The sequence below is a fragment of the Dactylosporangium sp. NPDC051484 genome (assembly GCF_040689395.1).
In the GTDB taxonomy this organism is placed as follows: domain Bacteria; phylum Actinomycetota; class Actinomycetes; order Mycobacteriales; family Micromonosporaceae; genus Dactylosporangium.
This window is the reverse complement of the sequence record NZ_JBFAZX010000006.1, coordinates 384,010-399,912: the sequence shown is the minus strand read 5'-3', so window position 1 is coordinate 399,912 and position 15,903 is coordinate 384,010. Positions and strand designations below refer to the sequence as shown.

Below are 15,903 nucleotides of genomic sequence, written 5' to 3'. Positions count from 1 at the left end.
CGGGCAGGCCGATACGACCGCGGTCGGACCTCTACAACTCGGTGAGGAAGCGCAGGTCGCGCCAGTCGCCACGGCTGCTGGCCACGGCGGCCGGCCAGGCGCCGTGGATCGTCTCGGCGCGCGGGTCGGCGCCGGCCGCGAGCAGGCGGCGGATCAGTTCGGGGTCGGCGCCGTTCATGACCGCGGCATACAGCGGGGTCCGGTCGATCCGGTCCCGCACATCGATCTCCAGGCCGGCGGCCAGCAGCGGCCCGAGGGCGCGCTCGTGGTCGAGCCACATCACCATGTGCAGCAGCGACCAGCCGTTGCCAGCGCGCATCCGCGGGTCGATGGTGCCGTCGGCCAGGCCGGCCAGCAGGAAGTCGGTGTCGCCGTGCTGCAGGCGCTCGACGACCTCGCGGCGGTGGTCGCGCAGGGCGCGCGGGAGTCGGCCCGCGCCGGTGTGCCAGGCCTCGCGGACGGCGTAGCAGCCGCTGAACGCGCCGCCAAGCGAGTGCATGGCCGCCTCGCGCAGCTGCTCGACCTCGTCGTGGTCGTGCAGCTGCAGCGTGCCGCCGACGATGGAGAGGCGGTGCCAGTCGTCACGGCAACGCGCCCGGAAATATCCGAATTGTCGCGGTGGCTCGGGTGAAACGCCGATATCCGAGAACAAGCGGGACAAAACGTCGGGCGACAGGGCATCGTCGGAGGGCAAGGCGTCGGGGAACAGGGCGCCGGGGGACAGAGCGTCGGAGGGGAAGGCGTTGGGAAGCGACACACCGGGAAGCGACACGCCGGGGAGTAAGGCGTCGGGGAACAGGGCCGAGCGCATCAAGGGGTGCAACTCGGAGGGGGACATGAGGCCGGCCGCGATCAGGGCCAGGTCCGGCGGCGCGGTGCCGGTGGGGATGCGGACCGGCACCTCGTGCCACTCGCTCGGGTCGGAGGGGTCCGCTGTGAGGGGACCGAAGGCGTCCGCAGCGAGGGATGCGGACGGGGCCGCGGTGAGGGGTGCGGGAGGGTCCGTAGCGAGGGATGCGGAGGGATCCGCGGTGCGGGGGTTCGAGGCGTGCGCGGTCGAGGCCGGCACGTGCAGTGTCAGGTAGGCCCCGAACAGTGTGGCCACGCTTTCGACGCCGAACGCCCGCGCGGCCGCCCGGGCCTGCTCCGCCACGCCGAGCGGGCTGGTCGGGGCGGCCGACGGGCGCTGGAGGGCGGCCAGGTCGGTGAAGTTCAGGGTGATGCCGCACCGCCGCCACGCGGACTCGAAGTCGCCGTCGGACAACAGCGAGTACACCTGCGGCTCCTCCCACACCGAGCGTAGGTCAGCGGTCTCGCGCACATCCCAGGTGTACCGCGGGGCGAGATACCACCGCTCGTATTCCAGCTCCGCGAGCGTGGCCACCCCGAGCTGGACCCGCTGCGGGCCGGTCGGCGACCGCGGCAGCCGGACGCGCAGCAGCGGCGCGGTGCCGGCGCCCGACTTCGGGGCGAGGACGGCGCTCACCGAGCCCTGCAGCGTCGTCATCCCGCCGCGGTGCCGGGGCAGGTGCCACCACAGCAGGTCGAGGCACAGGTGGCGCAGATCATCCTCGAGCGCGGCGGTGGCCTCGGCGCCGAAGTCGTCGCGGACCTTGGCGAGGTCGATGTCGACGTCCACGGGCATGAGGGCCGCGGCGCCGCGCCAGTCGCCGGACGCGCGAGCCTCGGCCGCCGCGGCGACGAGGGCGGGCGACGGCATCCCGGCCCGGATTCGGCGCCATTGGGTCAGGTCGCGCGGCAGAAAGGGCAGGCCGGCCGGAATCGAACCGGCGTCCTCCAGCTTCGCAAGGTGGCGTGTCGACCTCTGCACTACGGCCTGCCGCAGATGAGGGTACCGGCGGGGCGGGTGCGCATGCGCAGAAGGTATCGATTCTGCGCGGGTGACGCATCCCGGGGTAGGCGTTCGTTTTGCCGACACTGCGTGATCAGGGCGAGGTGTAAAGTGGCCGCGTCGAAATGGCCCGTCTGAAGAGGAACCAATGGTCGACGTTGCGCTGCTGCTGGGCGGCCCGTCCGAGGAGCGCGGCATCTCGCTCAACTCCGCACGCTCCGTAGCCGACCACCTGGAGGGTCGGGTCGTCGACCTGAAGGAGATCATCTTCTTCGATCGTCAGGTGCGGCCCTACGCGATCCCGCGCGGGTTGCTGTACTGCAACACGCCCTCCGACTTCGATTTCAAGCTCGCCCACGAGGGCCGGCCGCTCACCGACGAGGAGTTGGTGGCCCGGCTGCGCAATGCCGACCTGGTGTTCCCGGTCATGCACGGCGCCTTCGGCGAGGACGGGCAGGTGCAGGCGCTGCTGGAGCGGGCCGGCGTGCCCTACGTCGGCACCGGCGCCGAGGCGTGCGCGACCGCCTTCGACAAGTATCGCGCGAAGCAGGCCCTCGACGCCGTCGGCATCGGCGCGGTGCCCTCGGTTCTCGTCGACGCGGAGATGTCCGACGTCGAGGCGGAGCAGGTCGTCGCCGAGGCGTTCCCCGGGGTCGACAAGCTCGTGCTCAAGCCGGCCGCGGGCGGCTCCAGCATCGACGTGTTCGTCGCCCGCGACCGTGGCGCCGCCGCCGACATCCTGCGCACGCTGCGCAAGCGCCACGACCGCATCGTGATTCAGCCGCGGATGACCGGCGTCGAGGTCACCACGATCGTGCTTGACGGGCCCGACGGGCCGGTGGCGCTCGTCCCGGTCGAAATCGAGCTGCAGAACCGCGCCAACGACGACGAGATCTTCGACTACCGCCGCAAATACCTGGCCAGCAACGACTCGCACTACCACTGCCCGCCGCCGCGCGACGACGCGACGATCGCCGCCATCCAAGGCGTCGCCGAGGCTGTGTTCAGCGAGCTCGGGCTGCGCGACTTCGCTCGCATCGACGCCTGGCTGCAGCCGGACGGCTCGGTGCTCGTCTCCGACGTCAACCCGATCAGCGGCATGGAGCAGAACAGCTTCCTGTTCATCCAGGCCGCCCAGCTGGGCATGGCGCACGCCGACGTGCTGCGCGAGGTGCTGAAGGCGGCGGCCCGCCGGGTCGGGCTGGAGTTCCCCGAGACGTCCGATGCGGCCGCGCAGGGCGGGCAGCCGGTCGCGGTGCTGTTCGGCGGGGCCACCGCCGAGCGGCAGGTGTCCGTGCTCAGCGGCACCAACGTGTGGCTCAAGCTGGCCCGCTCCGAGAAGTACGCGCCGGTGCCCTATCTGCTCGCGCCCGACGGCTCGGTGTGGCAGGTGTCGTATTCCACCGCGCTGCGCCACTCGGTCGAGGAGGTCGTCTACGCGTGCCGCGACGGGCTGCGCCTCGAGGAGCGCCGCAGCCGGCTCGCCGAGCGGATCATCGAGCGCCTGCAGCTGCCCGAGCGGGCCCGCAGCGTCTCCGTGGCCCCGCCCGTGCAGCTGAGCATGGAGGAGTTCCTCGAGCGCCACGACCTGGTGTTCATCGCCCTGCACGGCGGTGCCGGCGAGAACGGCACCCTGCAGGAGCTCCTCGACCGGCACGGCATCCGCTACAACGGCTCCGGGCCCGAGGCGTCGCGGCTGTGCGCGGACAAGTATGAGACCGGCAAGGTCGTCGCCACGCTGGAGAGTGAGGGCATCCACACGGCCCGCCGGATCCGCGTCGACGTGCCCGAGGTCGTCAACGCCGCCGCGGTCGAGGCGCTCTGGCACGACATCATCACCGAGTGCACCGACACCCGCGTGGTCGTCAAGCCCCTCGACGACGGCTGCTCGGCCGGCATCGTGCCGCTGGGCAACGCCGCCGACCTGGGCCGATACTTCGAGCTGATCAACGCCGGCGCCCGGCGGATCAAGGACGCCGGTTTCTCGCTGCTCAGCCCCGACCAGCTGGTCGAGATGCCGACGAACCGCCCGCAGCACCTGCTCTTCGAGGACTACATCGACACCGACGACGTGCGGGTGGAGGACCACTCCGGGGCCGCCGAGCTGGTCTGGGGCCGCGATCGTGACACCGGCTGGATCGAGGTCACCGTCGGCGTCATCGGCCCCAAGGGCGCGATGGTCGCGATGAACCCGAGCATCACCGTGGCAAGCGCCGGCATCCTCAGTCTTGAGGAGAAGTTCATGGGCGGCACCGGCATCAACATCACGCCGCCGCCCGGGCCGCCGCTGGGCCGGGTCGAGCCGGGTGCCGTCGAGGCCGTCCGCGCTCGCATCGCGCGCACCGCCAACGTGCTGGGCATGGAGGGATATGGGCGCATCGACGCCTTCATGCACCACAAGACCGGCGAGATCATCGTGATCGAGGCGAACTCGCTGCCCGGCCTCACCCCGGCGACGGTGTTCTACCACCAGGGCCTCGCCGAAGAGCCGCCGGTGCCGCCGCGGCAGATCCTCGAGCGCATCCTGGACCTTGCCACGCATTCGTGAGATCGACGCGCCCGCTGGTTACCGCCGCCGGACCCTGAGGTCTCGGCGGCGGCGCGCCCGGTCAGTGCTGGGTGAAGATGCGCTGGACGCGGGGGCCGACCTGGGTCAGCAGTTCGTGCGAGACGGTGTCCATCGCGGCGGCGGCCTGTTCGATCGGGGTGGAGAAGCCGGCGTACTGACCGAAGATCAACACGTCCGAGCCCACCTCCGCGTCCGGGTGGCCGGTGATGTCGATCGCCATCGAGTCCATCGAGATGGTGCCGGCGATCTCGCAGCGGTGGCCGTTGACCAGGACGAAGCCGACCTTGCGGAAGGCGCGCGGCACCGCGTCGTAGTAGCCGGCCGCGATGAGCGCGATGCGGGTGTCCGGGGACTGGGCCTGGAACAGGCCGCCGTAGCCGACGCGCTCGCCGGGTGCCATGTGGTGGAGCTCGATGATGCGGCTGACCAGGCCGACGCCGGGGGTCAGCGTCATGAGGCCGCTGGTGGCGGTCGACACGTGCAGGCCGTAGAGGCCCAGGCCGATGCGGACCATGTCGTAGCGCGCCTCGGGGAAGCGGATCGTCGCGGCCGTGGCGGCCGTGTGGCGTACCACATCCTCGAACCCCAGGTCGGCGGCGGCCGAGCACACCGCGTCGAAACGCTTGAGCTGCTCGCGCGTCAGGTCGTCCTCGGCCGGGTCGTCGGGGCAGCCCAGGTGGCTCATCAGGCCGGTCAGCCGCAGGTGCTCGTTGCCGCGCAGCTTGCCCAGCAGCTCGATCGCCGCCTCCGGGTACAAGCCGCTGCGGTGCATGCCGGAGTCCACCTCGAGGTGCACGTCCAGGCGGCGGCCGCTGATCTCGGCGGCGCGGCAGGCGGCGTCGTACATCTCCACGGAGTACAGCGACGGCGTGAGCCGGTGCCGCACGAGCCGCTCCAGGTCGCCGGGGACGGCGAGGAAGACCAGGATCGGCATCTGCACCCCGGCGCGGCGCAGCGCGACGCCCTCGTCCGCTGTCGCTACGCCGAGCCAGTCGACACCGGCCTCGCGCAGGGTGTGCGCGACCGTGACCGGGTTCGTGCCGTAGGCCTCGGCCTTGACCACGCCCATGAGCTTCGTGTGCGGTCCGACGAGCTTGCGGAAGGCGGCGACGTTGCTCTTGACCGCGGCGAGGTCCACGTAGAGCCGGGTCGCCGCGGCCGTCTCCACCAGATGCATCCAGGAGTCGGTGACCATGGTGTCCCGCGGTACGTGCACCAGGGCCACGTCGTCCGGGCGCAGCTCGGTGGCCACGAACGCGCGCATCCGGTCCTCGTCGGGGAAGCGGTGCACGGGCACGCCGGTGCCGCGCAGCGCCTCCTCGATCAGCCGGTGCGCGTCGTCGGTCAGGCCGCAGACCAGGCGGACGTTCTCGGCCTGCAGGCAGCGCGCCATGGCCTCGGCACCCTCGGCGGTGAGGCCGGCCAGCGGATCGCCGATGATCATCAGGGTGCGGCCGTGGGCGCCCATCAGCGAGCGCGCGGTGCGCAGCGCGCTGCTGAGCGCGAGCGGGTCGGTGTTGGCCAGCTCGCCGACGACGGTCGCGCCGTCGGGGCGGCGCCACATCTGCATCCGCGTCGACGGCGGCGTGTAGTCGGCGACCGCGGCGAGCAGGTCGGCGGGGCCGATCCCGAGCAGGGTGGCCGCGCCCATCGCCAGCTCCAGGTCGCTGAGCACCTCCGGCGACGGGGTGGCGACGAGCAGGTCCTCCTCGGTGCCGCCGGGCAGCGTCGCGCGCACCAGCGACGAGCGCTCCACGTGGCGCAGGCGGGTCAGCCGGGGCAGGGCCGCGTCGCCGGTCGGCAGCACGCGCGCCCGCGTGATCCCGGCGGCCAGCCGGTGCACCGCCGGATCCGTCTCCCCCATGAGCAGCCAGCCGTCGGACGGCAGGCCGGCCGCCATGCTCAGCAGCTCGCGGGCGTGCTCGTCGCGGCTGCCGAAGCTCTGCACGCTGCGCGAGCCGAGGTTGGTGAACACGACGGCGTCGGGGGCCACGATGCGGGCCAGCCGCGCCATCTCGCCCGGCTCGGTGGCGGCGGCCTCGATCACCGCGATCGGCACGTCGGCCGGGCACTGCAGCACCGACAGCGCCACGCCGAGCTGGCTGTTGTAGCTGCCGGGGCTGCCGTAGGTGTTGCGATGCCCGGCGAGCAGCCCGACGAGCGCGTCCTTGGTCAGGGTCTTGCCGTTGCTGCCGACGACCGCGACGAACGTCGTGGCGGTCAGCTTCCGGCGCCACCACACCGCCATCTCCTGCAGCGCGGCGAGCGGGTCGGCCACGGCGATGAGCGGCCCGACGTCGGCGGGCAGGTCGGCGAGCCGGTTTTCGGCGACGACCGCGGCGATCGCGCCGTTGGTCAGCGCCTGTGCCGCGAACCTGTGACCGTCCGTAGCACCATCGAGAGCGAAGAAGAGACTGTCGGCCTGCAACCGGTCCGAATGGATGGCGACGCTGCCGACCTCGCGCTCCTCCCGCGGGAAGTGCACGGTTCCGCCGACGATCGACGCCACCTCGGCGACCGAGACTGGGTCCATTCGCCGAATAGTAGCTGGAGCGCACACCGCCACGGACAGTAAGATTGCCGCGTGTTGGAGATCATGGAGATCCTTCGTGCGGACGCGCATGCGACGCCGGAACGGATCTCGGCGCTGACCGGGATCCCCGCCGAAGACGTCAGGAAGCAGATCGCCGCCTGGGAGCAGCAGGGCATCATCCGGCGGTACAAGGCCGTCGTCGACGCCGACCGGCTGCGCGAGATCACCGGCGAGCAGCTCATCACCGCGTTCATCGACGTGGCCGTGATGCCGGCCCGTGGCCTGGGCTTCGACGACGTGGCGCTGCGGATCGCCCGCTTCCCCGAGGTGCGCTCGGTGTATCTGGTCTCCGGCGCCCAGGACCTGCGCTGCGTCGTGACCGGCCGCAGCATGCACGACATCGCCGAGTTCGTCGCGCAGAAGCTCTCCACGATCGAGCGAGTGACGGCCACGGCCACGCACTTCGTGATGAAGACGTACAAGGACGACGACGAGCTGTACGCGACCGCCGAGGTCGACCGACGCCTTCCGGTCACGCCGTGAAGCCGCTCAACCCGATCGTCGCCGCCTGCCCGCCCTCCGGCATCCGCCGGTTCTTCGAGATCGCCTCCACCATGGACAACGTGATCTCCCTGGGCGTCGGGGAGCCCGACTACGTCACCCCGTGGCACGTCCGCGAGGCGGGCATCTACGCGCTCGAACAGGGATACACGACCTACACCTCCAACGCCGGGCTCCTGGAGCTGCGCCAGGCGATCGTCGAGGACCTCTCACGGCGGCACCGCGTGAGCTTCGACCCCACCGCCGAGTGCCTGATCACCTCGGGCGTCTCGCAGGGCCTCGACCTGATCATGCGCACCCTGCTCGCGCCCGGCGACGAGGTGATCATCCCCGAACCGTGCTACGTCGCCTACGGCCCGTGCGTGACCTTCGCCGGCGGCACCCCCGTCTACGTGCCGTCCGACGCGAGCTTCCACATCCTCGTCGACGAGATCGAGCGCGCGATCACCCCGCGCACTAAGGCGATCCTCGTCTCCTCGCCGTCCAACCCGACCGGCGCCATCCAGCCGCGGGAGGTGCTCACCGCGCTGGCGGACCTGGCCGTACGTCATGATCTCTACCTCGTCTCGGACGAGATCTACGAGCGCTTGAGCTACGACGCCCCGCACACCTGCGTAGCGTCCCTGCCGGGCGCCCGCGACCGCACGATCGTGCTGGGCGGCTTCTCGAAGGCCCACGCGATGACGGGCTGGCGGGTCGGCTACGTGTGCGCCCCGGCCCCGGTGCTGGAGCTGGCGGGCCGCATCCACCAGTACACGATGCTGTGCGCCCCGCACGTCTCCCAGGCCGCCGCTCTGGAGGGCCTGCGCCACGGCGAGCCGCAGGTGGTGGAGATGGTCGCCGACTACGACCGCCGGCGCCGCCTGTTCGCGAAGGGCCTCAACGAGATCGGCCTGACCTGCGAGGAGCCCCAGGGCGCCTTCTACGCCTTCCCGTCCATCCGCGCCACCGGCCTCGACTCGGAGACCTTCGCCGAACGTCTCCTGGAGACCGAACGCGTGGCGGTCGTGCCCGGCAACGTCTTCGGCGCGTCGGGCGAGGGCCACATCCGCTGCAGCTACGCCACGGCCCTGCCCCTGCTTGACGAGGCCCTGGAGCGCATGGGCCGCTTCGTCCGCAGCCTGGCCGCATAGACGGCGTGGCGGGGATCACGCCGGGCGCGACGATCAGCGCCCGGGAGAGGCGTCATGCCCGGCGCTGCGCCGATCGGGCCTCCTGCAGGCCGCGGGCGGCCAGCCGGTCGGCGCGCTCGTTCTCCGGGTGGCCGCTGTGGCCCTTCACCCAGTGCCACTCGACCTGGTAGCGGGCGACGAGCGCGTCGAGCTCCTGCCAGAGGTCGACGTTCTTCACCGGCTTGCGGTCGGTGGTCTGCCAGCCGTTGCGCTTCCAGCGCGGTACCCAGGCGGTGATGCCGTTGCGGACGTAGGAGCTGTCGGTGTACAGATGCACGACCACCGGCCGGGTGAGGCTCGAAAGCGCCCGGATCGGCGCGGTCAGCTCCATGCGGTTGTTGGTCGTGGGCGTGGCCTCGCCGCCGCACAGCTCCTTCTCCACGCTGCCGTAGCGCAGGACGGCGCCCCAGCCCCCGGGACCGGGGTTTCCGCTGCAGGCGCCGTCCGTGTAGATCTCGACGTGGTTGCTCACGCCCCTATTAGACCGTGTGCCACTCTCTGGTTCGAGCCGCCGCCGCGGCCGCTCGTCCCGGGGCGGTCAGTCGGCCTTGGGTGGGGTGGGCAGCGGGCGGACGGCACCGGCCACCATCGAGGCCACGCCCATCAGCACCGCTACGGCGATCAGGCTGCGGATCACCGTGATGTGGTCGCCCAGGAAGCCGATCAGGGGCGGGCCGCTGAGGAACGCGCAGTAGCCGATCGAGGCCACCACGCTGACGCGGGGGGCGGCGTACGCGGGGTCGTCGGAGGCGGCGCTCATGCCCACCGGGAAGCCCAGCGACGCGCCGACGCCCCACAGCAGCGCGCCGGCGAAGGCGACCGGCGTGGTCGAGCCGAAGACGAACAGGAGCAGGCCGGCGACGGTGATCACGGCCAGGGCGCGGACCACCGGGACGCGGCCGTAACGGTCCAGCAGGTACGGGCCGAACCAGCGGCCCGCGGTCATCGCGGCCAGGAACACCGCGAACGTCAAGGTGCCCACCGCGGCGGGGGCCTGGTAGCCGTCGATGACCGCGATACCGATCCAGTCGACGCCGCTGCCCTCGGCGAACGAGAAGGCCAGCACGAAGACACCGACCAGCAGGGTGCGTGGCTCGCGCCAGAAGCGTAGCGTGTGCTTGAGGCCACCACCGGATTGCTCCTCGGTGGCGCCGTCGGGGACGAAGGCGCGCACGGCGAGGATGGTGCTCGCGCCGACGACGAGGGCCGTGACGCTCAGGTGGAGCGTGACCGGGACGTGCGCGGCGACCATCACCGCGCCGAGCAGGGCGCCCGCGACGGTACCGACGCTGAATCCGGCGTGGAACCGGGACATGATCGAGCGGCCCAGGCCGCGCTCGACCACGGCGGCCTGGACGTTCATGGCCACGTCCCAGGCGCCGTTGGCGAAGCCGAACGCGAACAGGCACACCACGACCGCGACGACGCCGAGGTGGTAGCCGGCGGCGGCACCGGAAAGCGCGAGCGTCAGCAGGGCCGCCATCGCGGTCACGGTGCGGCGCGAGCCGAAGCGGGCCACGAGGTGGCCGGAGGCGACCAGCGAGACGATCGAGCCGCCGGCGATGGACAGCAGCACGAGCCCGAGCTGGGACGGGGTGAGGCGCAGCTCGTCGCGGATCTGCGGGATGCGGGTCGCCCAGCTGGAAATGGAGACGCCGGCCAGGATGAAGGCGGCATACGTGGCGCGCGTGGCGGGGCGCAGGTCGGCGGTGGCGGGGGCGGTTACGGTCATGGTGTGCTGGTTCCGATCGTTCGGTCGACGATCGCGCGGATGTCCTGGCGGGACACCGGGCCGGTCGACAGGGTCTTGTGCATGACCAGGCCCTCGATCAGGGCATCGATGCCCCGGGCCGTGGTCGGGTCGACGAACCGCTCGAGCACGGAGCGGCTGGTGCGCATCCAGGCCTCGGTGATCTCGCGCAGGGCGGGATCGCGCAGGGCGGCCAGATACAGCTCGTACGCGATCGCCCAGTCGTGGGCGCCCGCGCCGGCGTCGCCGTCGATGAGGTCGGTGACCGCCTCGACGAGCTCCTCGCGGGTCTCGATGCCACGGAAGTGCGCCTCGTAGATCACCGACATGCGCTGCGCGTGGCGCCGGAACGCCTGGGCGCGCAGGTCCTCAAGGCTGCTGAAGTGGTACGTCAGGGAGCCCAGCGGCACGTCCGCGGCGACGGCGATCAGCCGGTGCGTGGTGCCGGCGACGCCGTGCTCGGCGATGACCTCGATCGCCGCGTCGATGATGCGGGCCTTGCGGTCCGGGTCGTGCCGACGGGTCGGCATCAGATCTCGCGGACGATCCGCGCGGGATTGCCGACCGCGATCACGTTGGCGGGCAGGTCCTTGACGACCACCGATCCCGCGCCGACGACGGTGTTCGCCCCGATCGTGACCCCCGGGCACACGATGGCCCCGCCGCCGAGCCAGACGTTGTCGCCGATCGTGATCGGGGAGCCGGCCTCCCACTTGTCGCGCCGCGCCTGCGGGTCGATCGGGTGCCAGGCGGTCAGCAGCTGCACGTTCGTGGCGATCAGCACGTCGTCGCCGATCGTCACGCGGGCCACATCGAGGCAGACGAACCCGAAGTTCACGAAGCAACGCGCGCCGAAGAAGGTCTGGCATCCGTAGTCGAACTGCATCGGCGCGCGGATCTCGGTGCCCTCGCCGAGCGCGCCGAGGAGCTCGGTGAGCAGCTTGCGCTTGATCTCGCCGGCGGAGGCGGGCAGGGCGTTGATGCGGCGGGTCAGGTCCTGGGCGTGCAGGGAGTCACGCTCGATCTCTTCGGTGACGATGTACAGCTCGCCGTCGAGCATGCGCTGCCGCATGGACTTCCCGGGTCCGGTCATGTGTACAAACGTACATTACATGTGTACGCCTGTACACAGCGGCGTGGCCCGCGTCGGTGGCGTTCGGCGCGGGCGCTTGAGTCTTACCGGACGGCCTCGATCAGGTCCGTGAGCTCGCGCATCAGGCGTTCGGCGCGGGCCGCGCCGAACGCGGCCTCCACGGCGCGGTGGTGCGCGGTCGCCGCGTGGTCGAGGCGGCCCAGCAGCGCGGTGCCGGCCTCGGAGAGCTGCACCGCGACCCGCCGCCGATCGTTCGGGTCCTGACGACGGTGGACGAGCGCGCCGTCCACGAGCCGGTCGACGATCTTCGTCAGGGTCGGGTGCGGCATGAGCGCGGCCTCGGCGAGGTCGCCCATCGAGTGCCCGCGCCCGTCCGAGAGCGCCTGCAGGATGCGCCAATGCTCGACCGGGACGCCCTCGGGCTGCAGCCCCGCCGACAGCCCGCGGTTCACCGCCCGCTCGGCCTCACTCAGCACGTAGCCGAGATGGGCCCGCAGCCCGACCGCATCCACCATCGTTCCCCTTTTCGCCAGCCAGCCTAGGAAAGATACTCGGTGGCGTGAATGAGGTCCGGGTCGTCTTCGATCCGCTCGAGGCCCGGCTGCTGCCGGCCGAGCCGGGCCGCGCGGTGCGGGTCGCGCTGGCCGTGCCGACGTCGGGCACGCTGGGCATGTTGGCGCCGGCGGTGCTCAACTGCGCGAGTCCGGCGAAGCGCGGGGAGGTGAGAGAAGGTGACGGCGAGGGCTTTGAGGGGTGAATGGACGCATGGGGGCGAAGCGCGGGCAAAAAGGGCCCGCGAAGCGAGAGCCGGGCCTAGAAAATGGACGCATGAAGCTTGGGTTGCACTACTGGAACTTCGCCAAGCCGGCCGAGCCGGTGGCGATCGCCCCGACCCTGCGCGAGACGGCCCTGATCGCCGAGCAGTCGGGGGTCGCCGTGTTCACGGTAATGGATCACTACTTCCAGATGGAGGCGATCGCGCCGGCCGATGAGCCGATGCTGGAGGGCTACACGACGCTCGGGTACGTCGCGGCGCTCACGTCGCAGATGCAGCTGGGCCTGCTGGTCACCGGCGTGATGTACCGCCACCCGGGCCTGCTCGCCAAGATTGTCACCACGCTCGACGTGCTCTCCGGCGGGCGTGCCCGGCTGGGCATCGGCGCCTCCTGGTATGAGCGGGAGCAGCGGGGCCTCGGCGTGCCGGTCGTGCCGGTCGCCGAGCGATTCGAGCGGCTCGAGGAGACGTTGCAGATCTGCCTGCAGATGTGGAGCGGCACGGTCGCCGAGTACAACGGCACGTACTACCAGTTGACCGAGACGCTGAACTCGCCGCCCACGCTCAGCCGCCCGCACCCGATGATCCTGATCGGTGGGGGCGGGGAGAAGAAGACGCTGCGCCTGGTGGCCAAGTACGGCGACGCCTGCAATCTCTTCGCCACCTCGGCCGAGGAGGTGGCGCGCAAGCTCGACATCCTGCGCGCCCACTGCGAAGCCGAGGGCCGAGACTACGACTCGATCGTCAAGACCGTGGTGGTCATGCGCCCTGTGCTGACCGACGTGGACGGCTGGCTCGCCTACGTCGACGAACTCGCTGCGCTCGGGATCACCGAGGTCCAGACCATGCCGGACCGCAACCCGGTCGAATTCGCCACCGAACTGGCCGAGAAGGTCCTGCCCCGGCTCGCGGTCATCTGAGCCCTGCCATCCGCTGTACCGCGATCACATCGATCGCGGTACAGCGGAGCCGGGTACCGTGCCTGCCCCGTGTCACCGCGCGACCTTCCTGGAAGGAACGCCGGTGGGCGGCGCGCGTAAGGTGAGGCGATGTCGATCTTATCCGGGGGCGGGGCACTGCCGTACGAGTCCGCGTCGCCCGAGGGCCTTGCCGCGCGGTGGGTGCGGTGGGTCGCCGGGGTCGGGCCCTTCCGGAATCCCGTGCGGGACCGCAGTGGGCGGTTCGCCGGGCTGCATCAGCCGGACGACGTGTGGTTTCTCGCCGGGACCTTCGGGGGCGAGGTCCGGCGAAGGTGCGTCGTGCCGGGCGGGCGGCCGCTGTTCCTCCCCGCGTTCAACATCTGGTCCGTCGGGGCGGAGGGGCCGCCGGAGCCGGTGCCGGATGCGTTCGGGCACCTCGTCGTCGACGACGTGCCCACCGAGGTCGACGTGATCGCCACGCCGGTGCCGTTCGCCGTGGCGGGGGCGCTGCTGAATCCCGTGACGGGCACGCGGCAGGCCGTGCCGGTCAACGTGTGGGGGCTCTGGCGGCGGCTCGACCCGCTGCCCGCGGGGAGCCACTCGCTGCATGTCTCCGGCGGCGACGGCTACGGGTTCACGGTGGAGGTCACGTACCGCCTCGACGTGGTGTAGGGACTGTCGTGGGCGGGGTGGTCGTCGCGGCGTACGGGCCGGAGGTCCACGCGGCGGAGGCGGCGGCGCTGTTCGGCCGGGCGGTGCTGGCTCGGCTGGGCGGACTTTAGCGGCCTGCGGCCCGGCGCTCAGGAAGGTTCGATAACCTGCCGCGGTGCCTGTAGCCCCGACCCGCCTGTTGCTCATCCGCGCCGGGCTCGTGTTCGGCGGTGCGGCGGTGCTGCTGGTCGAGCTGCTCTCGGCAGTCGGCCTGCTCAACCGCCTCACGATCACAATCGCCTGGGTCGCGGCGGCGATCGTAGCCGGATATTTCGGACGTAGGTGGCTCATCGGAATATTTCCGATGATTCGCGACCGCTGGCGCGAGGCCGCCCGCGTCGAGCGCGTGATCGTGTCCCTGCTCGGCGCGCTGTTCCTCGCCGACCTCGTCATCGCCCTGATGTCGCCGCCGAACAACTTCGACTCGCAGACGTATCACCTGCCCAAGGTCGAGCACTGGGCGGCGCAGGGCAGCGTGAACTTCTACCCGACCATCATCGACCGGCAGTTGGCCATGGCGCCGGGCGCGGAGTACATCCTGCTGCACCTGCGCCTGCTCACCGGCGGCGACGCGCTCTACAACCTCGTCCAGCTCGCGGCCGGCGTCGGCACGGTGCTCATCGCCTCGCGGATCGCCGCCCAGCTGGGCGGCGGCCGACGCGCCCAGCTGATCGCGGCGCTGATCTTCGGCACGATCCCCATGGTTCTTCTGGAGGCGACGAGCACCCAGACCGACCTCGTGATCGCGCTGTGGGTGGGCAGCGTCGCCACCCTCGTCCTCGACGAGCTGCACCGGCGCACGCCCTGGCCCGCCGTGCTGCTGCTGGGCGCCGCCGCCGGGCTGACCCTGGTGACCAAGGCGACCGGCCTGCTCGCGGCGGGCCCGCTGCTCGTCGTGTGGTTCGGCGCCCAGCTGCGGCAGCGCCCGATCGGTCGCTCCATGGCCGTCGTTCTGGCCGACGTTCTGCCCAAGGCCGCGGTCATCGCCGGGATGATGGCGCTGATGTCCGGTCCGTACCTCTGGCGCGTGCAGACCACGTACGAGAACCCGCTCGGCCCGGACCACCTGCGCGGCTCCATCTCCATGCAGCGCCACGACCCGGCCTCGGTGCTGATCAACGCGCTGCGCATCGGCGAGACCGCGCTGCAGACCCCGGCCGGCCCGGTCGGCGCCGGCGCGATCAGGGGCCTGGCCCACGCCATCGGGGTCGACCCGGACGCGCGCGACATCACGTACTGGAACACGACCTACCCGTACGAGTCCTGGCCGCCGGACGAGGACCGCGTCTCGCTACCGGTGCAGGGCACGCTCATCCTCGTCGGCGCCGCCGTCCTGCTGTGGCGCCGCTCGCCCGCCCGCCTCTACGCCGCGGTGTTCTGGATCGCCGTGCTCGCATACGTGACCATGGTCAAGTGGCAGCCCTGGGGCAACCGGCTCATCCTGTTCCTCATCCTGCTGGGCACCCCGCTCGCCGCCCTCTGGGTCGACGGTCTCCTCGCCGCGCGCCGGCGCGCGATCGCCGGCGCGACCGCGCTCGCCCTCGCCGGCGGCGCGATGGCCGGCGCGTTCGCCGTCTCGTACGGCTGGCCCCGCCGCCTGGTCGGCCACGGCTCGGTGTTCACCACGAGCACGCAGGACGAGCGCTTCATCCGCCGCCCGGAGTGGGGCACGGATTATGTCTGGGCCGCCGACGCCGTACGCGCCTCGGGCGCGAAGCGCGTCGGGCTGCTGCAGGGATACAACACGTGGGAGTACCCGTGGTGGATCCTGCTGCGGGGCAGCGAGCTGGTGTCGCTGCAGTCGCTGCAGGCGAACATGCCGGCCCCGGCGATCGACACGGTGGACGCGGTGCTGTGCGTCGACCCACCGAACGGCTGCGCCAACTACATCCCGCCGTCGTGGAACCCGCGGACCCAGGGCTCGGTGACGTACGCGATCCGCCCGAAGTCCTGATCGCCGGGCTGCG

General features: G+C 71.5%; 14 protein-coding genes and 1 tRNA gene. 7 read left to right on the top strand and 8 right to left on the bottom strand.

All coding sequences use genetic code 11. The features are described from left to right. Positions 1-31: 31 nt before the first annotated feature. On the bottom strand, positions 32-1,720 hold the full coding sequence (locus AB0367_RS14750; protein ID WP_366226779.1) for a hypothetical protein: 1,689 nt from the start codon (positions 1,718-1,720) through the stop codon (positions 32-34). A 47-nt stretch (positions 1,721-1,767) separates the two neighbouring features. Continuing rightward, positions 1,768-1,840, bottom strand: a tRNA-Arg gene (locus AB0367_RS14745). Between the two features lie 160 nt (positions 1,841-2,000). On the opposite strand from AB0367_RS14745, the gene AB0367_RS14740 reads away from it, so the two are divergent. Then, positions 2,001-4,400 carry a hypothetical protein gene (locus AB0367_RS14740; RefSeq protein ID WP_366226778.1) on the top strand — a complete coding sequence of 800 codons (2,400 nt, stop codon included), beginning with the start codon at positions 2,001-2,003 and terminating at the stop codon, positions 4,398-4,400. Between the two features lie 61 nt (positions 4,401-4,461). On the opposite strand, the gene alr is transcribed toward AB0367_RS14740, so the two are convergent. Further along, a complete protein-coding gene (gene alr / locus AB0367_RS14735) occupies positions 4,462-6,954 on the bottom strand; it encodes an alanine racemase (protein WP_366226777.1) in 2,493 nt (830 codons plus the stop codon). A gap of 51 nt (positions 6,955-7,005) precedes the next feature. Here alr and AB0367_RS14730 point away from each other — a divergent pair, with 51 nt between their 5' ends. Both AB0367_RS14730 and AB0367_RS14725 read left to right on the top strand, forming a co-directional pair. After that, on the top strand, positions 7,006-7,497 hold the full coding sequence (locus AB0367_RS14730) for an Lrp/AsnC family transcriptional regulator (protein WP_366226776.1): 492 nt from the start codon (positions 7,006-7,008) through the stop codon (positions 7,495-7,497). Continuing rightward, positions 7,494-8,648 (top strand): aminotransferase class I/II-fold pyridoxal phosphate-dependent enzyme, encoded by a 1,155-nt coding sequence (locus AB0367_RS14725; protein ID WP_366226775.1) that lies wholly within the window; start codon positions 7,494-7,496, stop codon positions 8,646-8,648. The genes AB0367_RS14730 and AB0367_RS14725 overlap by 4 nt, the downstream gene beginning before the upstream one ends. A 52-nt stretch (positions 8,649-8,700) precedes the next feature. On the opposite strand, the gene rnhA is transcribed toward AB0367_RS14725, so the two are convergent. From rnhA to AB0367_RS14700, 5 genes are all read right to left on the bottom strand, one after another. Beyond that, positions 8,701-9,159, bottom strand: a complete 459-nt coding sequence (gene rnhA, locus AB0367_RS14720; RefSeq protein ID WP_366226774.1) for a ribonuclease HI — start codon at positions 9,157-9,159, stop codon at positions 8,701-8,703. A gap of 66 nt (positions 9,160-9,225) precedes the next feature. Next, positions 9,226-10,419 (bottom strand): MFS transporter, encoded by a 1,194-nt coding sequence (locus AB0367_RS14715; RefSeq protein WP_366226773.1) that lies wholly within the window; start codon positions 10,417-10,419, stop codon positions 9,226-9,228. After that, positions 10,416-10,967 (bottom strand): TetR family transcriptional regulator, encoded by a 552-nt coding sequence (locus AB0367_RS14710; protein WP_366226772.1) that lies wholly within the window; start codon positions 10,965-10,967, stop codon positions 10,416-10,418. Before AB0367_RS14710 ends, AB0367_RS14715 begins: the two co-directional genes overlap by 4 nt. After that, positions 10,967-11,530, bottom strand: a complete 564-nt coding sequence (locus AB0367_RS14705) for a sugar O-acetyltransferase (protein ID WP_366226771.1) — start codon at positions 11,528-11,530, stop codon at positions 10,967-10,969. Before AB0367_RS14705 ends, AB0367_RS14710 begins: the two co-directional genes overlap by 1 nt. Positions 11,531-11,613: 83 nt before the next feature. Then, on the bottom strand, positions 11,614-12,045 hold the full coding sequence (locus tag AB0367_RS14700; RefSeq protein ID WP_366226770.1) for a MarR family transcriptional regulator: 432 nt from the start codon (positions 12,043-12,045) through the stop codon (positions 11,614-11,616). A gap of 44 nt (positions 12,046-12,089) precedes the next feature. Here AB0367_RS14700 and AB0367_RS14695 point away from each other — a divergent pair, with 44 nt between their 5' ends. From AB0367_RS14695 to AB0367_RS14680, 4 genes are all read left to right on the top strand, one after another. Next, a complete protein-coding gene (locus AB0367_RS14695) occupies positions 12,090-12,287 on the top strand; it encodes a hypothetical protein (protein ID WP_366226769.1) in 198 nt (65 codons plus the stop codon). A gap of 71 nt (positions 12,288-12,358) precedes the next feature. Beyond that, positions 12,359-13,225: an LLM class F420-dependent oxidoreductase gene (locus AB0367_RS14690; RefSeq protein ID WP_366226768.1), complete on the top strand. Its 867-nt coding sequence runs from the start codon at positions 12,359-12,361 to the stop codon at positions 13,223-13,225. 129 nt (positions 13,226-13,354) lie between these two features. After that, on the top strand, positions 13,355-13,897 hold the full coding sequence (locus AB0367_RS14685; RefSeq protein WP_366226767.1) for a hypothetical protein: 543 nt from the start codon (positions 13,355-13,357) through the stop codon (positions 13,895-13,897). A gap of 154 nt (positions 13,898-14,051) precedes the next feature. Further along, positions 14,052-15,890: a hypothetical protein gene (locus AB0367_RS14680; RefSeq protein ID WP_366226766.1), complete on the top strand. Its 1,839-nt coding sequence runs from the start codon at positions 14,052-14,054 to the stop codon at positions 15,888-15,890. Positions 15,891-15,903 lie beyond the last annotated feature (13 nt).